At 69.4% G+C, this 21642-nt stretch carries 19 protein-coding genes; 9 read left to right on the forward strand and 10 right to left on the reverse strand.

Translation table 11 applies throughout. The features are described 5' to 3' along the window. Both A8G15_RS13260 and A8G15_RS13265 read right to left on the reverse strand, forming a co-directional pair. Positions 1 to 2385, reverse strand: a 2385-nt coding sequence (locus A8G15_RS13260) for an AMP-binding protein (RefSeq protein ID WP_156665375.1), incomplete at its 3' end; no start/stop codon positions are given. A 97-nt stretch (positions 2386 to 2482) separates the two neighbouring features. Continuing rightward, complete coding sequence (locus A8G15_RS13265; protein WP_068159943.1) at positions 2483 to 4078, reverse strand: HNH endonuclease signature motif containing protein; 1596 nt, start codon at positions 4076 to 4078, stop codon at positions 2483 to 2485. 78 nt (positions 4079 to 4156) lie between these two features. Here A8G15_RS13265 and treY point away from each other — a divergent pair, with 78 nt between their 5' ends. After that, entirely contained in the window at positions 4157 to 6514 is a 2358-nt protein-coding gene (gene treY / locus A8G15_RS13270; protein ID WP_068159945.1) for a malto-oligosyltrehalose synthase, read from the forward strand. Here the strand turns inward: treY and A8G15_RS13275 are convergent. Beyond that, positions 6511 to 7176, reverse strand: a complete 666-nt coding sequence (locus A8G15_RS13275) for a TetR/AcrR family transcriptional regulator (protein ID WP_068159947.1) — start codon at positions 7174 to 7176, stop codon at positions 6511 to 6513. The two genes, treY and A8G15_RS13275, sit on opposite strands and share 4 nt — an antisense overlap. Before the next feature lie 162 nt (positions 7177 to 7338). Here A8G15_RS13275 and A8G15_RS13280 point away from each other — a divergent pair, with 162 nt between their 5' ends. From A8G15_RS13280 to A8G15_RS13305, 6 genes are all read left to right on the forward strand, one after another. Further along, positions 7339 to 8145 carry a TauD/TfdA dioxygenase family protein gene (locus A8G15_RS13280; RefSeq protein ID WP_068160117.1) on the forward strand — a complete coding sequence of 269 codons (807 nt, stop codon included), beginning with the start codon at positions 7339 to 7341 and terminating at the stop codon, positions 8143 to 8145. Between the two features lie 49 nt (positions 8146 to 8194). Further along, on the forward strand, positions 8195 to 9163 hold the full coding sequence (locus tag A8G15_RS13285) for a TauD/TfdA dioxygenase family protein (RefSeq protein WP_068159949.1): 969 nt from the start codon (positions 8195 to 8197) through the stop codon (positions 9161 to 9163). Between the two features lie 81 nt (positions 9164 to 9244). Further along, positions 9245 to 10816: an ABC transporter substrate-binding protein gene (locus A8G15_RS13290; protein ID WP_068159952.1), complete on the forward strand. Its 1572-nt coding sequence runs from the start codon at positions 9245 to 9247 to the stop codon at positions 10814 to 10816. A 7-nt stretch (positions 10817 to 10823) separates the two neighbouring features. Beyond that, the gene (locus A8G15_RS13295; protein ID WP_068160119.1) at positions 10824 to 11783 is read left to right on the forward strand and encodes an ABC transporter permease; all 960 of its coding nucleotides are present in this window, start codon (positions 10824 to 10826) and stop codon (positions 11781 to 11783) included. Beyond that, a complete protein-coding gene (locus tag A8G15_RS13300; protein ID WP_082899873.1) occupies positions 11780 to 12670 on the forward strand; it encodes an ABC transporter permease in 891 nt (296 codons plus the stop codon). The genes A8G15_RS13295 and A8G15_RS13300 overlap by 4 nt, the downstream gene beginning before the upstream one ends. Further along, positions 12667 to 14352 carry an ABC transporter ATP-binding protein gene (locus A8G15_RS13305; RefSeq protein ID WP_211270156.1) on the forward strand — a complete coding sequence of 562 codons (1686 nt, stop codon included), beginning with the start codon at positions 12667 to 12669 and terminating at the stop codon, positions 14350 to 14352. Before A8G15_RS13300 ends, A8G15_RS13305 begins: the two co-directional genes overlap by 4 nt. A 14-nt stretch (positions 14353 to 14366) precedes the next feature. Here A8G15_RS13305 and A8G15_RS13310 read toward each other — a convergent pair whose 3' ends face one another. Then, on the reverse strand, positions 14367 to 15191 hold the full coding sequence (locus A8G15_RS13310; RefSeq protein WP_211270157.1) for an ABC transporter permease: 825 nt from the start codon (positions 15189 to 15191) through the stop codon (positions 14367 to 14369). Further along, positions 15188 to 16183: an ABC transporter ATP-binding protein gene (locus A8G15_RS13315; RefSeq protein ID WP_082899874.1), complete on the reverse strand. Its 996-nt coding sequence runs from the start codon at positions 16181 to 16183 to the stop codon at positions 15188 to 15190. Before A8G15_RS13315 ends, A8G15_RS13310 begins: the two co-directional genes overlap by 4 nt. A 58-nt stretch (positions 16184 to 16241) precedes the next feature. Between A8G15_RS13315 and A8G15_RS13320 the strand changes: the two genes are divergently transcribed. Continuing rightward, entirely contained in the window at positions 16242 to 17087 is an 846-nt protein-coding gene (locus A8G15_RS13320) for a TetR/AcrR family transcriptional regulator (RefSeq protein WP_068159954.1), read from the forward strand. Between the two features lie 51 nt (positions 17088 to 17138). Here A8G15_RS13320 and A8G15_RS13325 read toward each other — a convergent pair whose 3' ends face one another. From A8G15_RS13325 to A8G15_RS13345, 5 genes are all read right to left on the reverse strand, one after another. After that, positions 17139 to 17396, reverse strand: coding sequence for a chorismate mutase (locus A8G15_RS13325; RefSeq protein WP_068159956.1), 258 nt, complete (start codon positions 17394 to 17396; stop codon positions 17139 to 17141). Positions 17397 to 17448: 52 nt separating this feature from the next. Continuing rightward, the gene (locus A8G15_RS13330; RefSeq protein WP_068159959.1) at positions 17449 to 18264 is read right to left on the reverse strand and encodes an ABC transporter permease; all 816 of its coding nucleotides are present in this window, start codon (positions 18262 to 18264) and stop codon (positions 17449 to 17451) included. Then, on the reverse strand, positions 18261 to 19043 hold the full coding sequence (locus A8G15_RS13335) for an ABC transporter permease (protein ID WP_068159960.1): 783 nt from the start codon (positions 19041 to 19043) through the stop codon (positions 18261 to 18263). Before A8G15_RS13335 ends, A8G15_RS13330 begins: the two co-directional genes overlap by 4 nt. Next, positions 19040 to 20005, reverse strand: a complete 966-nt coding sequence (locus tag A8G15_RS13340) for a daunorubicin/doxorubicin resistance ABC transporter ATP-binding protein DrrA (protein WP_068159966.1) — start codon at positions 20003 to 20005, stop codon at positions 19040 to 19042. The genes A8G15_RS13335 and A8G15_RS13340 overlap by 4 nt, the downstream gene beginning before the upstream one ends. A gap of 125 nt (positions 20006 to 20130) precedes the next feature. Further along, entirely contained in the window at positions 20131 to 20619 is a 489-nt protein-coding gene (locus A8G15_RS13345) for a TIGR00725 family protein (RefSeq protein ID WP_068159968.1), read from the reverse strand. 109 nt (positions 20620 to 20728) lie between these two features. Here A8G15_RS13345 and A8G15_RS13350 point away from each other — a divergent pair, with 109 nt between their 5' ends. Further along, positions 20729 to 21631: an alpha/beta fold hydrolase gene (locus tag A8G15_RS13350; RefSeq protein WP_068160135.1), complete on the forward strand. Its 903-nt coding sequence runs from the start codon at positions 20729 to 20731 to the stop codon at positions 21629 to 21631. Positions 21632 to 21642: the final 11 nt, after the last annotated feature.

Raw genomic sequence — 21642 nt, forward strand, 5'->3', positions numbered from 1 at the left:
CACCACCACCGACGTATTGGCCACCGGCAACCCGATCGGCACCGACGCGCGATCGTCGTCCGCGGGGCCGTACGCGTGGTAGGTGACGTCGACCGCGGCCTCGGTGGGGCCGTACAGGTTGTGCACCCGGTCGCCGACGAGTTCGGTTGCCGCGCGCGCGGTCGCGGCCGGCAGCGCTTCACCCGAGCAGAAGATCCGCCGGACCGTGGCGAGCCGGTCCGGGGACGGCGCCGATTCGACGAACGCAGCCAGCATCGACGGCACGAAATGCAAGGTGGTGATTCGTTCGTCGGCGATCACGTCGGCTAGGTACTGGGGATCGCGGTGCCCGTCCGGCCGGGCCATCACGAGTGTCGCTCCGGTGATCAACGGCCAGAAGAACTCCCACACCGACACGTCGAAGCTCGACGGGGTCTTCTGCAGGACCCGGTCGTCGGCGGTCAGCGGGTAGGTGTCCTGCATCCACACCAGCCGGTTCACGATTGCTTCGTGCGAGACGACGACGCCCTTGGGGCGTCCCGTCGAACCGGACGTGTAGATCAGGTACGCGGCGTCCCGATGGTGGAGCGGCCGGTCGTCGGCACGCACAGACGCTGCGCCGGTACCGGTGTCACCGGCGGCGGCCGCCTCGGCGGCGGTGTCCGCGGCGACGACGGGCACGGTCAGGTCCGCGAGGAGTTCGGCCCGGTCGGCTGCGGTGACGTCGGTGACGACCGCGGCGGGCTCTGCGTCCTCGAGGATGTAGGCGATCCGGTCCGCCGGGTAGGCGGTGTCGACGGGTACGTACGCGGCGCCGGCGCGCAGGGTCGCGCACAGCACCAGCGGCAATCGTTCGGAGCGGGCGAGGAGCACCGCGACGCGATCACCCGCCCGGACACCGTGGTCGCGCAGGTGATTCGCGAATCGATCGACGGCCGCGTCGAATTCGCGGTAGGTCAGCGTGCGGTCCTCGAATCGGACGGCCGGGGCCTCGGGCGTTCGGCGTGCCTGCCGGACCAGCAGGTCGTCGAGCGTGGCAGGTTCGAGTTTGCGGACGGCACCGGCGCCGAGTTCGGTGACGGTGGCGATGTCCGTGTCCAGGAGCATCTCGGTGCGCGCGATGGGTGCGTCGCCGGCAGAGAGTGCCGACTCCACGAAACGGGCCAGCCTCGAGCCGAGGAGCTGCAGGTCGCGCTCGCTGTAGCGGTCGGCATCGGCGTCGAACTGCAGCTCGACGGCGCCGCCGGCTGTCTGGCGCACGGTCAGGGACAGATCGCGGACGGGACCGCGCGCGAGAGAATGCACCTGCGCATCGAGGCCGTGGAAGCGCAGTTCGTCCCCGAACGGCTTGATGTTGAGCCACGGCCCGGACACGGTGGCACCGGATTCCGCGCGGACCTCGCGTGCGATCCGCTCGCCGCGGTACCGGCCGTGGGCACCGGCCGCACGGATCGCGGCGACGGTTTCGGCCGTCACAGTTTCCGCGGTCGCATCTGCGGCAACGGGAACGCGCAGCGGCACGACGTTGACCGCCATCGTCGGGACGGTCATCGCGGCCGAACCGAACCGGTTCATCAGCGGGAATTCGAGCACGACCTCGCGGGACCCGGTCCAGCCGGCGACGAACGCCGCGGTGAGGGCGGCCAGTGCGTCGCCCCACGTCCCGCGGGCGGTGCGGCCGAGCGCCGACAGTGCGGCGGTCGCCTCGGGGTCGAGGACGTGGGCGTGGGAGCGCACGCGGACGGCGAATCCTGCCGCAGTGGTAGCGGTGGACAGGGTTACCGCCTCGGGGGCGCCGGCGAGCGTACCGATCCAGAAGTCGCGGTCCTGCGTGGATTTCTCCGAGGTCTCGTACTCCTCGAACTCGGTGACGACGGCGTCGACGGATCCGAACCACGAGTCGGGCGCGGCGTCACCGCGCACGGCAGCCGAGTATCGCTCCGCGGCACGGCGTCCGAGCAGACCGAGGCCGAACGCGTCCAGGACGATGTGGTGCGCGGTGAGTACGACGATTGCGTGGTCGGCGGCGAGGAGCAGGACCCGGGCGGCGACGCAGGGGTCCGTTGCGGGATCGATGGCCCGCCGGTCCGCAAGGTGTTCGCGGGCTGCTGCTTCGGGATCTGGCAGCGAACCGAGGTCGTAGACCGGTACGGCGGTGATGTCGTGGGCGCCGAGCCACTGAACGACCTGTCCGTCCTGTTCACCGAAACGCGCGGACAGGCCGTGGGCCTCGCCGAGTGTCGCGGAGACGGCGTCGACGAGAGCCTCCGAGTCGAGGGTGCCGCGGAGTTCCCAGGCGTGTGAAACGACGTAGACGGCGGGTTCCGCAATCGCCTGCTGCCCGAACCAGACACCGGCCTGAGCACCGGAGACGGGGATGGCGCGAACGACGGCAGTCGACATCATGAATGAAACTCCCAGGACAGCGCCCTCGGAGCTCCTCCGAGGTCGGGCGGACACGACAACATCGGCTCGGGTTCACACACCCCTCCCGAGTCGACAGTTAGCTGAGCCTACCTTCACTTAGGCCATCCTGGGGTCGCTCGCGTCCCGCGCGTCGCGGACCGACACGGTCGAGGGCCGGACCTGCAGGATCGTCGCCGTCGCCGACGTCGCCGGCCGACTCCCGCCTCCACCGCCGTCGATGCTCACGCAGCTCGGTCTCGCGGCGGGTGCGGTAGTGCGCCAACGCCGCCGACAACAGATCACCGAGATGATGCCGGTGATTGACGCGAGGTTTCTGTTCGGGGTCGATGTGCGGCGGCGGGATCCACTCGGTGCGACCCCGATACTCCGAACCCGCCGGGGCGACCCGGGTTTTCCAGCCGCCCGGCCCGTCGTGCACCAGCGCATGACACGCATCGCACGCCAGATCCTCGCTGGTGACGTCGGTGCGCCCACCGTCGCGCCATTCGGTGATGTGATGCACCGCGGTCAGTGTCGCGGGGGCGTCGCAGCCCGGTCGGGTACAACCCCCGGACGCGGCGATCAACGCGAGCCGCTGATCCGCCGACGCCAACCGTTTCGCTCTGCCGAGGTGCAGGGGCCGGCCGTGGTGATCGAAGATCGTGAGCACCGGATGGGCTTTTTCGGCCATGCGCAGCGCGTCGCGGATCGGCACCATACCACCCGAGGCGGTGGAGACGATTCCGGTCGCTTCTTCGAGCTGCCGCACACTCATGGTGAGAATCGCCGTCACCGGCAACCCACGGTGACTGCCGAGCACACCCGACGACAGGATCTGCCGCAACGCCACAGTCAGCGCGTCGTGGTTCCGTTGCACCGCGGTGCGGGTGTCCCGCGCCGCGGCCTTCGCAAGCGCGTCGCGGTCGAGGCTCTCGGATTCGACATCCCCGCGCGGTGATTCGGGATCGTCGGGGTTGTTCATACCCGGCCGGGCGAGCTTCGCCAAGACGGGTTCGAGGAGCGCTCGGGTTTCCGGATCGAGGAGTCCGGAGATCGGGGTCATGAGATCGGTGCCCTGCTTCCCGATCCGCAGACCACGTCGCCGCCGCCGTTCCTTCTCGTCGGGGACGTCCCCATCCGGGTTCAGATACGCCAGCAGGTGCGCACCGAGTTTCATCAGATCCTCGGGCGTGACCGAGCAGGCCGCGTCCGCCAGGATCTTCTCGGCGACGGTGATCTCGTCGAACCCGGTCCCGTACGGGACCTCACGCATCACGCGGGCGACGGCGGCGACGTGGTCGGGTCCGATCGCTCCGGCGCGTTGCGCGGCGGCGGTGGCCGGCAACTCCACGGGCATGTCGCCACCGTCCGCGGCGTGCCACACCCCGGTCTTCTTCGCGCCCTTGACGCGCCGGGCGGCGTCGGCGCCGGAGATCCGCAGCGTCCCTATGAGGAAGTCGTTGATCGAGCGGCAGCCGAGGTCTTCGGGGACTCGCCGTTCCACAGCATCGACGATCGCCCGATGCCCGACCGCGGCGGCTTTGCGCAGGACGGTTTCGAAGCGCTGGAAGAACTCGACCAGGTCGTCGCGGGAAAGACCGGTCAGGTCGTCGCCGAGCAGGCCGTCGACGGCGGTGTCGAGGGCGGTCAGCCGTGCCTCGACGGTGTCGCCACCCACCTTGTTCGAATGCATGTTCGAACAATAGCGAAGGGGTACGACAGGAACTGCTGGACGAGTCGATTCGCGGTTTTCCCTCTAGGGTGACTGTTCATGGAGCCATCCGATATGCCTGCGATCCGGGCGACCTATCGACTCCAGTTGCGGGGCGACAGTCTCCGGTTCGAGGACGCAGCCGAACTCGTCGACTACCTCGACGAGCTCGGTATCAGCCACCTCTACCTATCCCCCGTGCTCACAGCGACTGTCGGATCGACGCACGGTTACGACGTCACCGACCCCACCACCGTCTCCGACACGCTCGGCGGCCGAACCGGACTCGAAGCACTCGTCCGCCGGGCCCGTTCCCGCGGTATGGGCGTGGTGATCGATATCGTGCCCAATCATGTCGGTGTCGCCGACCCACGGCAGAACCACTGGTGGTGGGATCTACTGCGGCACGGGCAGCAATCCCCGTACGCGCGCCACTTCGACATCGACCAGGGATCCGACAACGGCGCCGAGGGAAAGATCGCGCTGCCCGCACTGGGCGCCGGCGACGGCGCCGACGACCTCAGCATCGACCGCGCCGGACCCGAACCGCTGCTCGCCTACTACGACAAGCGTTTTCCGATCGCGCCCGGCACCGACGCCGGTACCCCCGCGGAGGTTCACGCCCGGCAGGTCTATCGCCTGGTGCCGTGGAACGCCGGGCTCGTCGGTTATCGCCGGTTCTTCACGATCGACGATCTCGCAGCCGTCCGCGTCGAGGATCCGGCGGTGTTCGACGACGCGCACGCACAGGTCGCCGAGTGGGTGACAGAGAGGCTGGTCGACGGGATCCGCGTCGACCACCCGGACGGGCTTGCCGATCCCACCGCGTATCTCATCCGGTTGCGGGACCTGATCGGGCCGGCGCGGTGGCTGGTGATCGAGAAGATTCTCGGAGCCGGCGAACCGCTCGACCCGACGCTGCCCGTGGACGGCACCACCGGCTACGACGCGTTGAACGAACTCGCAGCAGTGTTCACCGATCCCCGCGGCGAACCCGTGCTGACAGAACTGTCCCGCACATGCACCGGCACGGCCGAGGACGGCACGTGGTTCCGCGACCAGGAGGTGCAGTCGAAACGGGCCGTCCTGACCGAGGGACTGGCACCCGAGGTCCGTCGGCTCGTGCGGGTGGTGCAACGCGACGCGGGCACAACGGGTTCCGAACCGGACGCGGCGCCCGAAGCAATCGTCGAGGTGGCGGCACGGCTGCCGGTGTATCGCGCGGACTACGCCTCGTCGGCGGGCATGCTGCCACGGATCGTCGGCGACGTCTCCGCCACTCGTGCCGATCTGGAACCGGGTCTGCAACTGCTCGTCCGCGCGCTGGCCGCCGACGGCGAGACGACCACGAGGTTCGGGCAGGTGTGCGGCGCCGCGACCGCGAAAGCGGTCGAGGATCGCCTGTTCTATCGCGCGTCCCGGCTGATCTCGCTGCAGGAGGTCGGGGGGCATCCGGGAGGGTTCGCGATGCCCGTCTCCCGGTTCCATCTCGCGTGGGAAGAGCGGGCACGACGGTGGCCGCGGACGATGACGACCCTGTCGACGCACGACACCAAACGCAGTGAGGACGTCCGCGCCCGGATCTCGGTGCTCTCTCAGGTGGCGGCGCAGTGGGTCGGCCATCTGGCCGAGTGGGACCGTCTCGCACCGAATCCCGACCCCGCGTTCGGATCGTTCCTGTGGCAGACCCTGTTCGGGGTGTGGCCGCAGGACGGCGTGGTCTCCGCGGAGCTGCGTGCCCGCATCCACGAGTACACGCGGAAAGCGCTGCGGGAAAACGGGACCCGAACCACGTGGACGAACAACGACGAAAGGTTCGAGACGGCGGTCGCGGCGTGGATCGACTCGGTGATCGACGGTCCGGTGAACGACGAGCTGACCGCGTTCGTCGGTACCGTCGCGCCGCACGCCGAGGCGGTGTCGCTCGGCCAGAAGTTGCTGCAGTTGCTGGGACCGGGCATCCCCGACGTGTATCAGGGCACCGAACTGTGGGACGACTCGCTCGTCGACCCGGACAACCGGCGCCCGGTCGACTTCGGCGTCCGGCGGCGGCATCTCGCGGACCCGGATGCGGCACCCGCGAAGTTCCGTGTCGTGCGTGAGGCACTGCGGCTGCGCCGCGCGCGCCCGGCGAGTTTCGTCGGGGGTGCCTACGTTCCGCTCCTCGCGGCGGGGCCCGCGGCGGGGCACGTGCTCGCGTTCGGTCGCGGACCGGCGGCGGGGCATCTCGATGTCGTCGCGGTGGCGGTACTGCACACGGTACCGCTGGACGAATCGGGATGGGAAGGAACCTATCTCGACCTCCCTGCGGGCACCTGGACCGATCGGCCGACGGGACGGTACCTGTCCGGCCGGGTTCCGATGAGCGAGATCGTCGCGTCCCTGCCGGTCGCGGCGCTCGAGCTGGTCGACGGCTAGCCTGCCGCGCCGTCGCGGGTGAGGCCTGCGCGGGTCTCGTCGGAGATCGGCGCCCGGAGCAGTCCTTCCCAGGCGTCCATGAGGGGCGCGAGTTCGGTGTGGCCCGGTGCCGTCCCGGATCGGTCGAAGCGAGCGAGCGTCCGCAGCACACTCTCGTAGACCATCATGATGCGCTGGCGCCGTAGTTCCTCCGGAATCTCGACGAGGGTGTCGTACAGGGTGCGGTCGATCGCGAGCCCGCTCGCCGTGACCGTCGGGTCCGCCGACGCGAACGCGGTGCCGAGGGTGTCGGTTTCCATCAGCCGGTCGAGGAGCGCGACGTAGTGGTTGCCCTCCCTGACGCTGTCGGCGAGCGGCCGCACCATTCCCCACAGCGCATCCCGGACGGTCAGCGACCCCTTTCTCTCGTTCAGCTCCCGCACCAGCGAATCGCGTTCGGCGCCGATCGCAGGCAACCGATGATCGAACACCGCGCGGAGCAATCCGCTTTTCGAGCCGAAGTAGTAACTGATCACCGATGCGTTGTTCTGTCCTGCCGCAGAACGTATCTCGGCGAGAGTGACCGCGTCGTATCCGTGCTGCGCGAACAACCGCTCGGCCGCTTCGACGAGTAGGGTCCGGGTTTCCTCACCCGTGCTGTATCGACCGCGCCTGGCTGTCATGGCTGCCCACCATAATCGAGCGCAGCGCCACCACGACCACCTTTATCCGACGTGCGGAGTTTTGTAAACCCCTGGACGCATCGAGATCGAATGCCTTCGAAAATTAATGGACCGCCATTACTTTGAGCGTCGTTCACGCAGGACCGCGACCCGAGGACCATGATGACGACACTGGAACACCCCGCCACGACGATCGTGCCCCTCGCCGGGAACATCGGGGCCGAGGTGCGTGGCCTCCGGCTCGACACCCTGACCGACACGGACGTCGCGTCGATCCGCAGCGAGCTCTACCGGCACGGTGTGCTGTTCTTCCCCGGCCAGGGGACCGACCCGGCGACCCACCGGGCGTTCGCGCAGCATTTCGGCGAGATCGTGTATCCGCACCAGCACTTGGCGAACCTCGGCGCGGAGGGCTACCCCGAGATCAGCGTCATCGGCACCGACAACGGCAGCGCCTATCAGGCGAACCGCTGGCACTGCGACGTGGCATGGCGCGCCGAACCGTCCCGGTACTCCATCCTGCACATGCAGGTCCTGCCTGAGGCCGGCGGCGACACCCTGTGGTCGAACCAGTACGCAGCCCTCGACGCGCTCTCGACCCCCATCCGGGAGGCGCTCTACGGGCTGACCGCCACCCATCGGATCGGCCCGGTGCCGAACGCTCCCGAGGCCTCCCATCCGCTGGTGATCCGCCATCCCGACACCGGCCGGGAAGCCCTGTTCGTGAACGACCTGTTCACCGAACGGATCGACGGTCTGTCCGACGACGAGAGCCGCGCGCTGCTCGGGCTGCTCAAGTCGGTGTCGATCCGCCCCGAGTTCACGGTCCGGCGACGCTGGGCCGTCGGCGACATCGCGATCTGGGACAACCACTTCGTCCAGCACAACGCCATCTACGACTACGGGGACGCTGCGCGCCGCATCCACCGGATCGAGGCTGCCCCCGAGGCGCCGATCCCGGCGCGTTGACCGATCCCACCGCTCAGACGATCCGACCCGAACGAAAGGCAACGAAGTCATGACCACCACCGAGATCCGGCCGGAGACATCAGTTGACGTCTATGCAGCCGGCGGCATCACCGTCAGCAAGCTGGGTGAGAACATCGGCGCCCTGATCGAAGGCGTCCACGCCTCCGGCGACATCTCCGACGAGACCGCGTTCGCCATCCGCTACGCGCTCGCCGCCAACAAGGTCGTCGTCTTCCGCGGCCAGCATCATCTCACCGACGAGATTCAGTACGCCTTCGGCGGGAGGCTCGGCTCGCCGACCACGACCCATCCGACGCTGACGTCCGAGGACAATCGCACCCTGGTCATCGAGGGCGCCGCGAACAGCTGGCACACCGACGTCACGTTCATCGACCGCATTCCGAAGGCGTCGATCCTGCGCGCCGTGGACATCCCGCCCTACGGTGGCGCGACCACCTGGGCCTCGACGACCGCCGCGTACGAACAGCTTCCCGAGCCACTCAAGGCCCTCGTCGACAACCTGTGGGCGGTGCACAGCAACGAGTACGACTACGCGGGACTGCACGCCGACAACAAGAAGGGCGTCGCCGTCGCCCTCGACGACCGGATGCAGAACTTCACGCGCCTGAAGTTCGAGACCGAGCATCCGGTGGTACGGGTGCATCCGGAGACCGGTGAGAAGTCGCTGTTGCTCGGCCACTTCGTCAAGAACTTCGTCGGGCTCAAGTCCCACGAGTCCAGCGCCCTGTACCAGCTCCTCCAGGACCGGATCATCAAGCTGGAGAACACTCTTCGCTGGTCGTGGACTCCCGGCGACCTGGTCATCTGGGACAACCGCGCGACCCAGCACTACGGTATCGCCGACTTCGGGGCGGGCAGGCGCAAGATCCACCGCGTCACCCTCGCCGGCGATGTCCCGGTGTCGGTGAACGGCGAGACCAGCCGGATCCGTACCGGCGATGCGTCGCACTTCTCCGTCGTCGACACCCCGGACCGTTTCCCCGGCTTCGGCGCCTGACTCTCCACCGAACTCTCGCGGCGCCGGTCACCGTGCCCTCGCGGCCGACCGGCGCCGCACCCCTCGAAAGGACCCGTGCCCGTGTTCAGCCGCCCATCCCTCCGCCGGCGCCGCCCCCTGCTGGGGTCGCTCGCCCTGTCCCTCGTCGGTGTCCTGGCCGCCGCGGGATGTAACTCGGCGGTCGACCAGGCGGCCGGCGCCGGTACCGAGGTCGTCGACGGTGGTGTCCTCCGGATCGGTGACGGTGGCGACCTGACGCCCGGCACGATCTATGCGGGCGCCCTCGCGCAGGCGACCGTCACCGGCCTCGTCTACGACACGCTGATCGACTACCCGGCCGAGGGTCTCGACCCACAGCCGGATCTGGCGACGACGTGGGAGTTCTCACCCGACGGACTGACCGCGCGGCTCGCGTTGCGCGACGGTGTGACGTTCCACGACGGTCGCCCGTTCACCTCCGAGGACGTCGAGTTCAGTCTCCGCACGTACTCCGATCCTCGGCGTGCCGGCCAGCTCAACCGGACCGCGGCGCTGATCACCGGATACGACACGAGCGATCCGCACAGCATCGTGCTGACCCTGTCGCAGCCGGCGGCCAATCTCCTCGACCTGTTCGACATCGTGCCGATCATCGACCGGAACACGATCGCCGATTTCGATGCCGGCACCGGGTACAACGGGACGGGGGCGTTCCGGTTCACCGGCTGGAAGCCCGGCACGTCGATCACCTTCGAGGCCAACGAGCAGTACTGGGACGGCGCGCCGCATCTCGAGGGCGTGGAGTACGTCGTCGTGCCGGACGCCCAGACCCGTGTCTCCCAGTTGCGCTCCGGCCAGCTGGATCTGTTGCTCACGGTGTCGCCGCGCGACGCCGAGCAACTCGGAGCCGACCGGAACTTCCAGGTGATCGATCAGCAGGGTGTGCTGCGCACCTGGTACGTCGGCGCCGATGTCACCGCCCCGGGCCTGAACGATGCGCGGTTGCGCCACGCGATCGCGTACGCGATCGATCGCGACCGGATCCTGAACGACGTCTACCGCGGGCACGGCAACGCCGACAACCTTCCGTGGCCCGAGTACTCACCTGCCTACGACGCCGAATCGAACAGGACGTACACCTACGATCCGGAGCGCGCGCGCTCGCTCGTCGCCGAGATCGGCACCGTCCCCGTCATCCCGGTCTCGTACGCGGCCGGTTCGGTCGAGTCCGAGGCGTCCGCGCAGATCGTGCAGGCGAACCTCGCCGCCGTGGGCATCGAGACGACCCTGCAGCCGCTGGACCAGGCGACGAGTCTCAAGCACCTCATCGGCGGCACGTACGGGGGGCTGTGGCTGACCGGCCACACCCACGCGCAGTACACGCCGGTGTCGTTGCCGACCGGTGCGTACCCGTTCAACGCGAACAAGAACACCTCCAACTTCGTCGACGCGGACTACCAGCGCGCGGTCGACACGGCCTGGAAGATCGTCGATCCCGCCGGCCCCGAGGCCCGGGCCGCGTACCGGACGTTGAACTCCGAACTGCTCGACAACGCGTTCGTGATCGGCCTCTACAACAGCGAGGGCCAGATCGCGGCCGGCGCCGACGTTCACGGCGTCGAGTGGTCCAAGAAGGGCGAACTCGACCTGAGCGATGCCTACCTGGGTGGGTGAGACGACCATGCTTCGATATGCCCTGCAACGGATCCCGTCGGCGTTGCTCGTGCTCGCCCTCGGATCGGTGGTGATCTTCACGTTGCTCCGTCTGGTGCCCGGCGATCCCGCCCTCGTGCTGGCCGGACCGGACGCTTCCCCGGAAGCTCTCGCCGCGATCCGGGAAGACCTGGGTCTCGACGGTTCCCAGATCGCTCAGTACTTCTCGTGGCTCGGTTCGATCGTCTCGTTCGATCTCGGAAAGTCGTTGATCCTCGGCGGTGAGGTCGGCACACTGCTGCTCGATGCCCTGGGCAACACGCTCGTCCTCGCGGTCGCCGCGCTGCTGCTCGCGATCCTCATCGCGTTCACACTGAGCACCGTGTCGGTCATCGCCGACCGGAAGTGGCTGAACTCGGTGGTCACCGGTTTCGGCACCGTGGCGGTGGCGATTCCGAACTTCGTCACCGGCGCGATCCTCGTCGTGCTCTTCGGTGTGGTGTGGGCGGTGCTGCCGGCCGGCGGTATCCCCCGCAAGGGATTTCTGGACGACCCCGGGATCTCCGTGCAGTACCTGGTCCTGCCCGCGGCCTGCCTCGCGCTCCCGATCGCTGCGGCGCTGACCAGGTTCCTCACCGAGGGTCTGCGCAGCCAGCTCGCCGAACCGTACGTGACGACCGCTCGGGCGCTGGGGATCCCGCGGCGTCGCATCGTGCTCACGCAGGCACTGCCCAACGCGCTGCCCGCGACCGTCACGGTGCTCGGCATCCAGATCGGGCATCTGCTCGGCGGGGCCGTCCTGGTCGAAGCCATCTTCGCGTGGCCCGGCCTCGGTCACCTCATCGAACGTGCGATCTCGAGCCGCGACTATCCGGTGGTCCAGGTGATGCTGTTGTTCTCGGTGGTCCTGTTCGTCGCCATCCAGCTGGCCACCGACCTCGTCAACGCGTGGCTCGATCCTCGAATCCGACTGGGAGGCAACGCATGAGCACCGCGACCGATCGTTCCGTTTCCGAGGACTCCGGCACCGGATCCGAGTCCGGCACCGTCGTCGCCGATCGTGACGGACGGTGGAACGCCCTGCGCGGCGGTCGCGGACAGGTCGGCGCGATCCTGGTCGGTCTCGTCGTCGCGGCCGGCCTCCTGGCACCGTGGCTCGCGCCGTTCGCGCCGGATCAGCAGATCCCCGGCGCCCCCCTGCAGCCGCCGGGCGGTGAGCACCTGCTCGGGACCGACTCCGTCGGTCGCGACGTGCTGTCGCGCACCCTGTACGGCATCCGGATCGACCTGCTGGTGATCTTCCTGGCCGTGCCGGTCGGTGCCGCGATCGGTTCCCTCCTCGGTCTCGCGGCGACGCGTTTCGCGTGGCTGGACACGGTGATGCAGCGGGCGTTCGACCTGATCCTGGCATTCCCGGCGATCATCCTGGCGATCGCGCTGACCATGGTGATCGGCCCGGGCGTGGGCACCGTCGCGGCCGTGATCGTGCTCGCCGAGATCCCGGTCTTCGGCAGGCTCACCCGTACCTCGGTCCTCACGGTCCGGCAGGCACCGTATGTCGAAGCGGCCCGGACGATCGGCGCCGACGAGAACTGGATCCTGCGGCGACACGTGCTGCCGAACTGCCTCGAACCGTTGACCGTCCAGTTGGCGCTGGCGATGTCCGTCGGCGTGTTCGTCGAAGGCGCGATGAGTTTCCTCGGTCTCGGGGTGACGCCGCCGACGCCCTCGCTCGGCTCGCTCATCAAGGAAGGCACCCAGAACGCCTACCATTCGCCGCTCTTCGTCGTCGGACCGCTCGCCGTGGTCCTCGTCCTCGTCCTCGGCCTGCTCCTGATCTCACAGGCGCTGGCGGCCCGGTCGCGGCAGCGATGACCCCTTCCACGATCAAGGATCCTTCCGTGACCCCTCCGCTCCTGTCCGTTCGCGGGCTGAACATCCGATTCGGGAACAGCACCGCCGGCGACTCCCGGCCCGCCGTCGAGGACGTCTCCGTCGAGGTCGAGCGCGGCGAGGTCGTGGCCCTCGTCGGTGAGTCGGGTTCCGGCAAGTCCCTGACGGCTCGTGCCGTCCTCGGTCTGCTGCCGGAGTCGGCGACCGCGCGGGGCTCCGTGCAGCTCGACGGTGTGGAGATCCTGGGTGCGCGCGAAGCCGAGCTCGATCGCATTCGCGGCACCCGCGTCGCGCTGATCTTCCAGGAACCGCAGAGTGCCCTGAATCCGGTGCGGCGGATCGGATGGCAGCTGCGCGAGGCGATCCGGGCCCATCGCCGGATCTCGAGGGCCGACGCCCGGGCCATCGCGATCGACCTGCTCGAGCAGGTCGAGATTCCCGATCCGCAGCGACGGGTGGATCACTTCCCGCACCAGTTGTCGGGTGGGCAGAAGCAGCGTGTTGCGATCGCCCTGGCCCTGGCGAGTGATCCGGATCTGCTGATCGCCGACGAACCGACCACCGCGCTCGACGTGACGGTGCAGGCGGAGATCCTCGCGCTGCTCGACCGGATCAGGGCCCGCACCGGCATGGGCGTTCTGCTCATCACCCACAACATGGGGGTGGTGGCCCAGCACGCCGATCGGGTCGTGGTGCTGCGACACGGCCGCGTCGTCGAATCGGACAGCACGCGTTCGTTGTTCGACGCACCCGAACACCCGTACACGCGGGCGTTGCTCGCAGCCGTGCCGCGGCTGGCCCCGACCACCACCGACGAGCACTCCGGCGAGGACGGGGCGGACGGCGACGTCGTGCTCGCGTTCGACCGGGTGTCGGTCATCTACCCCGCCTCGCGCGGCAGCGCCGCTTTCCCGGCCGTGGATTCGGTGGATCTGACCGTCCGTCGCGGCGAGGTGCTCGGGCTCGTCGGCGAGTCCGGCTCCGGAAAGACGACATTGGGTCGTGTCGCGGCCGGCCTGGTCTCACCCACCGCGGGCCGTGTCCTGGTCGACGGGCTGGATCCGGCCGCGCTCGACGCGCGCCGGTTGCGGGAACTGCGCCGCGACGTCGCTGTCGTGCAGCAGGACCCGGCCACTTCCCTCGACCCGCGGTCGACCATCGCAGCGAGCATCCGGGAGCCGCTCGACGTGCACCGCGAGGGAACCACGGCCGAGCGCCGGCGCCGGGTGCTCGAACTGCTCGACGCCGTGCGTCTGCCCGCCACGCTCGCCGACCGCCTGCCTCATCAGCTCTCGGGTGGTCAGCGTCAGCGGGTCGCGCTCGCCCGCGCGCTGGCGCTGCGGCCCCGCCTGCTCATCGCGGACGAACCGACCAGCGCACTCGACGTGTCCGTGCAGGCCGAGGTGCTCGAGTTGTTCACCCGGATCCAGCAAGAACTCGGGTTCGCGTGCGTGTTCATCAGTCACGACCTGGCGGTCGTGCATCAGGTCGCGGACCGGGTGGCGGTACTGCGGTCCGGATCGGTCGTCGAGTCCGGACCGGTCGGAACCGTGTTCGGTGCGCCGCGGGAACCCTACACGCGGGCGCTGATCGATGCGGTGCCGGTCCCCGACCCGGCGTCCCGGCCCGCGCACTCCGCGGGCCGGGACGCCGTGCCGGTCTGACGCCGGTCCGGCTGTCAGATCGTCCGTTTCACCGTGCGGATGCCCACCCACAACCCGACCGCGCAGGTGGCGAACGCCGCGACGAAACCCCACGCGACGTCGCTGTCCCACAGCGTGCCGGTGAACAGCGCCCGCTCGGCGTCGACGACATAGGTCAGCGGGTTGACCTTGGACACCGCCTGCATCCACCCGGGGCCGGCGTCGAGCGGGAGCATCATGCCCGCGAGAAGCAGCAACGGGAAGATCACGGACTGTTGCACGCCCCAGAACAGCCACTCCCGGCCCTTCGCGGCAAGGCCGAGTGCGTAGGACAGCGCGCCGAGGCCGACCCCGAAGATGCCGAGGATCAGCAGGCCCACGAGCACCTGGACCGGATAGAAGGTCAGTCCGAACGGGATCGCCACGACCGTGATGAGCAGTGCCTGCACGACGAGGGGCGCGAACTCCTTGAGTGCGCGTCCGACGAGGATCGACGACCGGTCCAGAGGAGTAGCGAGGATGCGTTCGTAGGCACCGGTCATCAACTCGTACAACAGGTTTCCACCGACCATGCCGGTGCCGAATATCGCGATCATCACGAGGACACCGGGCAGGAACCACTGCAGCGCCGATTCCCCGTCGACGCCGCCGGCGCCGAGCATGCCGTCGAGGAGCGGCCCGAAGAGCGCGAGGAATACCAGCGGTTGCAGCAGCGAGAAGATCAGCGAGAACGGGTCCCGCAGCACGACGAGGATCTCGCGGGTGAACACCGCTGCGGTGTCGTGCACCCACTTGCGCAGGGGGGATCGGCCGGTCGCCGCCCCGGGTCCGGCCGTGGTCCGGTCGATCACGTTCGTCATGCCGCCTCCTCGCGCAGGGACCTGCCGGTCAGATTCAGGAACACGTCGTCGAGCGAGGCGGGCTTCACGTCGGTGGACGCGACGGCCACTCCCGCGGAATCGAGCGCCCGCATCAGCGGAGGTACCAGTTCCGGCCCGTTGTGGGTGGTGAGCGCGAGCCGCACCCCTCCCGCGCCGGACAGCGATTCGGTCACGGCCGTGACGCCGGACGGGAGCACCGACCGTGCGGTCGCGGGACTCTGCCCGGCGGCCAGTGCGACGGTGACGACGTCGTCGGCGTAGTCGCGCTTGAGCACCTCGGGCGTGGCGTCGGCGATGACGGTGCCGTGGTCGATCAGCACGATCCGTTCGGCCATCGCGTCCGCCTCGTCGAGGTAATGGGTGGTGAGCAGCAGCGTCATGCCGTTCTCCTCACGCAACCGCAGCACGTGCTCCCACAGGTTCGCGCGAGCGTGCGGATCCAGTCCCGTGGTGGGCTCGTCCAGGAACAGCAGGCGCGGATGGTTCATCAGGCCCATCGCGACGTCGAGCCGGCGACGCTGCCCTCCGGACAGGGATTGCACGGTGCGTTTCCCGAGGCCCGTCAGCTCGAGCGCGTCGAGCAGATCGGCGGCGCGTCGTTTCGCGACCTCGGCGGGGACGGAGTAGAACCGCGCCTGGTTCCGCAGTTCGTCGCCCACCCGGTACGAGTAGCCGCCGGCGTTGCCCTGCCCGACGTAGCCGATGCGGGCCCGCACCGCGGCCGGCTCGCGCACGACGTCGCATCCGGCGACCTCGGCGGTTCCCGACGTCGGTGTGAGCACCGAGGTCAGCATCCTCATCGTGGTGGATTTCCCGGCGCCGTTGGGCCCCAGGAACGCCACCAGTTCCCCCTGCGCGACGTCGATGTCGACGCCTTTGACGGCCTCGACGGTCTCTTTCCTGCGACGAAAGGTCTTCGTGAGTCCCCTCGCCCGAATCGCATTTTCCGTACGGTGTACCGATTCAGTCACGAGATTAAAGGTACGCTGTACGAGAAGAACGCGCAACGGCAATTTCCGAGGAGTTCGAGTGGGCGATACCGACCTGTCCGACAGCGCCGCCCCGCAGGCGGGAAACCGGCGATTCGCCGCGCTGTGGGAACCCCCGCCGACCCCGACCCGCGGCCGTCCCGCGCGCGTGAACCGCACGCAGGTGGTCGACGCCGCGGTCGCGATCGCCGACGAGAGCGGACTCGACGCCGTCTCGATGCGGTCGGTGTCACGGGCACTCGGCGTCGGCACGATGACCCTCTACTCGCACGTGCCGTCCCGGGACCATCTGATCGATGCGATGATCGACCGCGCCTACGCCGACTTCGCACTGCCCGATCCGACGCTCCCGTGGCGACCCGCACTCGAGGCCTACGCCCGGGGATATTTCTCGCTGCTGCGCACCCACTCGTGGTTGCTGACCGTGAACACCTGGCGAATGCCGTTGGCGCCACACGTGTTCGATGCCGACGAAGCCGCCTTCCGGATCCTCGTCGACACCGGACTGACGGCGAACCAGGTCGTCGAGACGGTCGGCATCGTCAACCGGACCGTCTCCGGCTTCGCGCGCGCCGCCGACGCCGAGGTCGCCGACGAACGCGACCAGGGCACCGACTACGAGACGTACTGGTCCGCCCAGACCGACTTCTGGGAGAACACCTTCGACCCGACCCGGTATCCGACCATGACCCGCCTGTGGACGGTCGGGGCGTTCGACGATGCCGCCACCCCGTTCGACCTGCGCATCGGCTCGCTGCTCGACACGATCGAGCTGCTCATCGAGCGGGCGAGCGGATCCGGAAGCGCGGTGCCGTCGTTCGACGACTGCATGCGCCTGCCCGGACCCGACCCGGCCGGCTGCGCGGGCGAGGCGACCGACACATGATCCGCTGAGCTTCCGCACGCGTGGCGGACGGCCGCCGCATATCCCGGCGGGTCAGCGCAGCCGCAGCAGACTCATCGCCATGGCGGTCCCGGACCCGCCGAGTTCGGCGGTGTAGCGACGGATCACGTCGAGATCGTGCGCGTGGGTCACCCGCGGCGATCCCGCACCGACCCGCGCCGTCGCGATGCGCCGGGCCAGTTCGGTGCGCTGCACAACGGCGGCGAGTATGCCGGCGTCGAGCCGGTCCATCTCGTCGTAGAGACGGTGGACGTCCAGTTCGCCGACGCCGGGTTCGATGATGGCGGTCACGATGTTTCTCCTTCGGGTGATGGGACTGGTGATGCGAACCGATGTGCAGGGGTCAGCACAGGGCGCGGCGATAGCGCCGGACCAGCGGGATCGCGCACCCCGCGATCAGCAGTGCCGACCAGGCGAGCGTCCGGACGAGCGGTTCGGCGACGGGGCCACCGAGCGAGAACGCCTGCATGGTCTCGACCGCCGCGGTCATCGGCTGGTTCTCCACCAGCGGGCGGATCCAGCCGGGATAGGCGCTCACCGGCACGAAACCGGGGTTGAAGAACAGCAACAGCGTGCACAGCAGCGAAATACCTTCGACTACACCGGCATTCGACGATGCGAGACCGACGGTGGTGACGAGGACGGCGAAGCCGACACCGAAGATCACCGGCACCGCCACGAACCCGATCACGGCGCCCGCCCCGGCGTGGAACCGGAAGCCGAGCCCCACCCCGATGATCACGATCACCGTGGTCGTGGCGGCGATGCGGACCGCCTCCGCGACCGAACGCGACAACAGCGCCGACGCCCGGTGGACCGGCAGTGTCCACAACCGTCCCGGCAGGCCCGCCTCGCATTCGCGGCGCAGGGTCACCGTCCCCGCGATCGAGCCCAGCAACGCACTCATCACCGCGACCATGGGAACCGTTCCGTACAGCGCGTCGTGACCTGCGAACGCGGTGACCTGCCGGCCCAGCACGACGTCGAGCATCACCAGCATCGCGACCGGATAGGCGAGGGTCTGCACGACGGTCATCGGGTCCCGGCGCCAGCGGGTGAGCAGGCGATGCGCCTGCAACCAGGTGTGCGGCAGCAACATCCGCACCGAGTTCTCGATACCACGATCCGGCGCGGAGGAGGAGATCACCGTGGTCGTCATGCTCTCCTCCCGGAGACCCGCACGGACATCCAACCGACCAGCCCGATCAGCGCGCCCAGCCACAGCAGCGACGGGAGGAGCAGGCGGGGGTCGGCCGTCCCGTCGGCGAGGCCGCGCAACGCGAGCGAGAACTGCGAGACCGGCTGATTGCGCACGAGCGGCTGGGACCAGTGCGGAAATTGTTCGAGGGGAAGGAAACCGCACGAGAGCATGCCCAGGACCAGCTGCGGAACCGCGAGTGCCCGGGTGGTGGCTTCCGGGCTCCGCGAGAGTGCTCCCAGGACGTCGGCGGCGAAGGTGAGGACCACTCCGATCGCCAGTGCCGCCGCACAGAACGTCAGGGCGGCGACGGGGCCGGCGTCGAACCGGAATCCGATCAGGTGTCCACAGATCACGGCCACGCCCAGGGCGAGAACACAACGCACGGTACTCGCCGAGACCCGCGCCGCCACCGGAACACCCGGGGGTATCGGCATCGCCGCGAAACGCCGGTCGACCCCGCGCACGGTGTCGGTGGCCGCGACGAACGCGGCGGTGATCGCCGTGAAGGACACCGCCTGCAGAGCGAGCAGCGGCATGAGGAACCGGCCGTACTCGACCGTGCCGCCGGAGAACATGGTGATCACGGTGTGCAGCGGAACGTAGAAGCCGAGGGTGAACACCACCGGCGCGATCAGCGCCGTCACCACGGACCCACCGCGCAGTGCCGATCCCACACCGCGGGCGGTGAGGACCCACCACTGACGGATCGGTGTGCATTCGGGTGCGAGGGTGCTCATGCCGCGACCTCCAGCCGCGGCGATCCGCTGCCGGTCAGCGCGAGGAACACCTCGTCGAGCGACGGCCGGCGCAACGCGATGTCCGCGACCTCGATGTCCCGGGCGTCGACTGCGGCGGCGACGCGCGCGAGGGTGCCGGCCCCGTCGCAGGCGGGGATCGACACCCGATCGGAGCCCACCTCCACCGTCCCGGCGGGCGCGAAGAATCCGACGACCGCGGCGATCTCGGCTACGTCCCCGGGATGCACCGGCACGACCTCGCAGAAGCTGCCGCCGGTGCGCTGCTTGAGTCGCGCCGGCGTGTCGTCGGCAACGACGACACCGTGGTCCACGACGACGATGCGATCGGCGAGCAGGTCGGCCTCCTCGAGGTACTGGGTGGTCAGCAGGGTGGTGATACCCCTCGCCTCGAATCCGGCGACCAGATCCCACACTCGTTGCCGGCTGCGCGGATCGAGCCCGGTGGTGGGTTCGTCGAGGAACACCACCTGTGGTGGCACGACGAGCCCGCACGCGATGTCGATGCGGCGGCGCATCCCGCCGGAGTACCGGCCGACGGATCGGTCCGCGGCGTCGTCGAGATCGAATTCGGCGATCAGTTCGCGGGCACGGGCACGGGCTTCGCGTCGGCGCATCCCGAGGAGACGGCCGAACAGCACGAGGTTCTCGAATCCGGTGAGCGCGTCGTCGAGTGCCGCGTACTGACCGGTGAGCATGATCGATCGCCGAACTCCGGCCGCGTCGGCGACCACGTCGTGCCCGGCGACGACGGCCCGTCCGGAGTCCGGGCGCAGCAGCGTCGCGAGGATGTTCACCACGGTGGTCTTGCCGGCACCGTTGGGACCGAGGACACCGAGCACCTCGCCGGGCGCGGCCGTGAAGCTCACTCCGCGCAGTGCTTCGACCGGGCCGAAGCTCTTGGTGACGTCTTCGACGAGCAGTGACTGTGTTCGGTCCGGCACGGGGGCCCTCCTGGCTGACGGCGGAAAGTCGTGATACCCACGCTCTCCCGGTCGCGTCGTCCGCGATACCCACCCCAGAGGTGGTCCGGCACCACCTCGTCGACCTTCCCTCTCCCCGGCAGCGCCTACTGCCGGCCGTCGAGCGGGTCCTTGCGCCAGAGCAGGGCGTGCAGGCATTCCACGGCCTCGTCGGCGTCGGCGACGGCCAGCACACCCGGGCCGGGCATCTGCCAGCCCCCGATCGACACCACGGGCACCCCCGTCCGGACCGCGAGGGCGATCTCGCTCATGGTGCCCCAGCTTCCGCCCACCGCGATCAACGCGTCACTCGTGCGGACGAGCAGCGCGTTGCGCATCTCCCCCAGCCCCGTCGGTATCGCCACCGTCAGGTAGGGGTTGCCGTCGGCGCGTTCGTCGCCCGGGAGCAGTCCGAGGGTGGTGCCGCCGGCCTCGATCGCCCCGCGGGACGCCGCCGCCATCACCCCGCCCAGTCCGCCGGTCACGACGACCGCGCGCCGCCCGGCCAGCAGTCCGCCGACCCGGCGGGCCACGCGACGCTGCTCCGGGGTGGCGTCGCCGGGTCCGACGACACCGACATACCGCTGCTCGTGCATCTTTCGATTGTCCACCACCCCAGGGTGTTGTGGAGCCCACTCCGCGGGTGTGGATCTCCACCGCCGGGATCGGTCGCGGCCGTCCGCGGGCGGGCGCACCCTGATCGCCATGACCACGATTCGCAGTGCCCGGCTCGCCCGGCGCGTCACGGTCCTCGCCGACGACGGCGTCCCGCTGGCCGTGCGGGAGGTCGGAGCGGCCGCGGCACCGCTGACCGTCGTGTTCGTCCACGGCCACTGCAATCACACGGAAAGCTGGTCGCCGCTGCGGGATTCGCTGCTCCGGTCGACCGGTCCGTCGGTGCGGATGGTGTTCTTCGATCACCGCGGGCACGGCCGTTCCGGTGGCGCCCCCGCCGAGACGTACACCGTCGAGCAGGTGGGCCGGGACCTGGGGGCGGTGCTGCGCGCGGTCGTGTCGGGCCCTGTCGTGCTGGTCGGGCATTCGATGGGCGGCATGGCGATCCTGTCGTACGCGAGGCAGCATCCCCACGAGATCGGTCCGAGGGTGGCGGGGATCGGCCTGATCGCGACGGCCGCCGGCGACCTGCACCGCTCCGGGCTCGGGCGATACCTGCACAGCCCGGTCGTCGAGCTGTTCCATCGGGCGGTGACCCGGGCGCCGCGAATCATGCAACGAGCGATCCGGTTCGGTGGGCGCCTGGGCGGGCCGTTGTGTCGCGCCGCGGAGCGCCGCGCCCCGGACAGCCGGTGGGCGGCACTGATGAAAGTTCTCCACAGCGACACGTCGGTGGTGACGATGGCCGGATTCCTGCGGTCCTTCGCCGCACTGGACGAATCGGCGGCGCTGACGGTGCTCGCGGCTGTACCGACGCTGGTGCTGTGCGGTTCCGCAGACGAGTGGACCCCGTTCGAGCTGTCCGCCGGGCTGGCGTCGCGACTGCCGTCGGCGGAACTGGTGCGCATCGACGGTGCCGGGCACTCGGTGATCGTCGAGCGGGCCGAGGAGGTGGCCCACGCGTTGTCCTCGCTGCTGCGGCGGGTCGGCTGAGCGGGACGGTC

It is taken from the genome of Rhodococcus phenolicus, assembly GCF_001646785.1.
GTDB lineage: Bacteria > Actinomycetota > Actinomycetes > Mycobacteriales > Mycobacteriaceae > Rhodococcus > Rhodococcus phenolicus.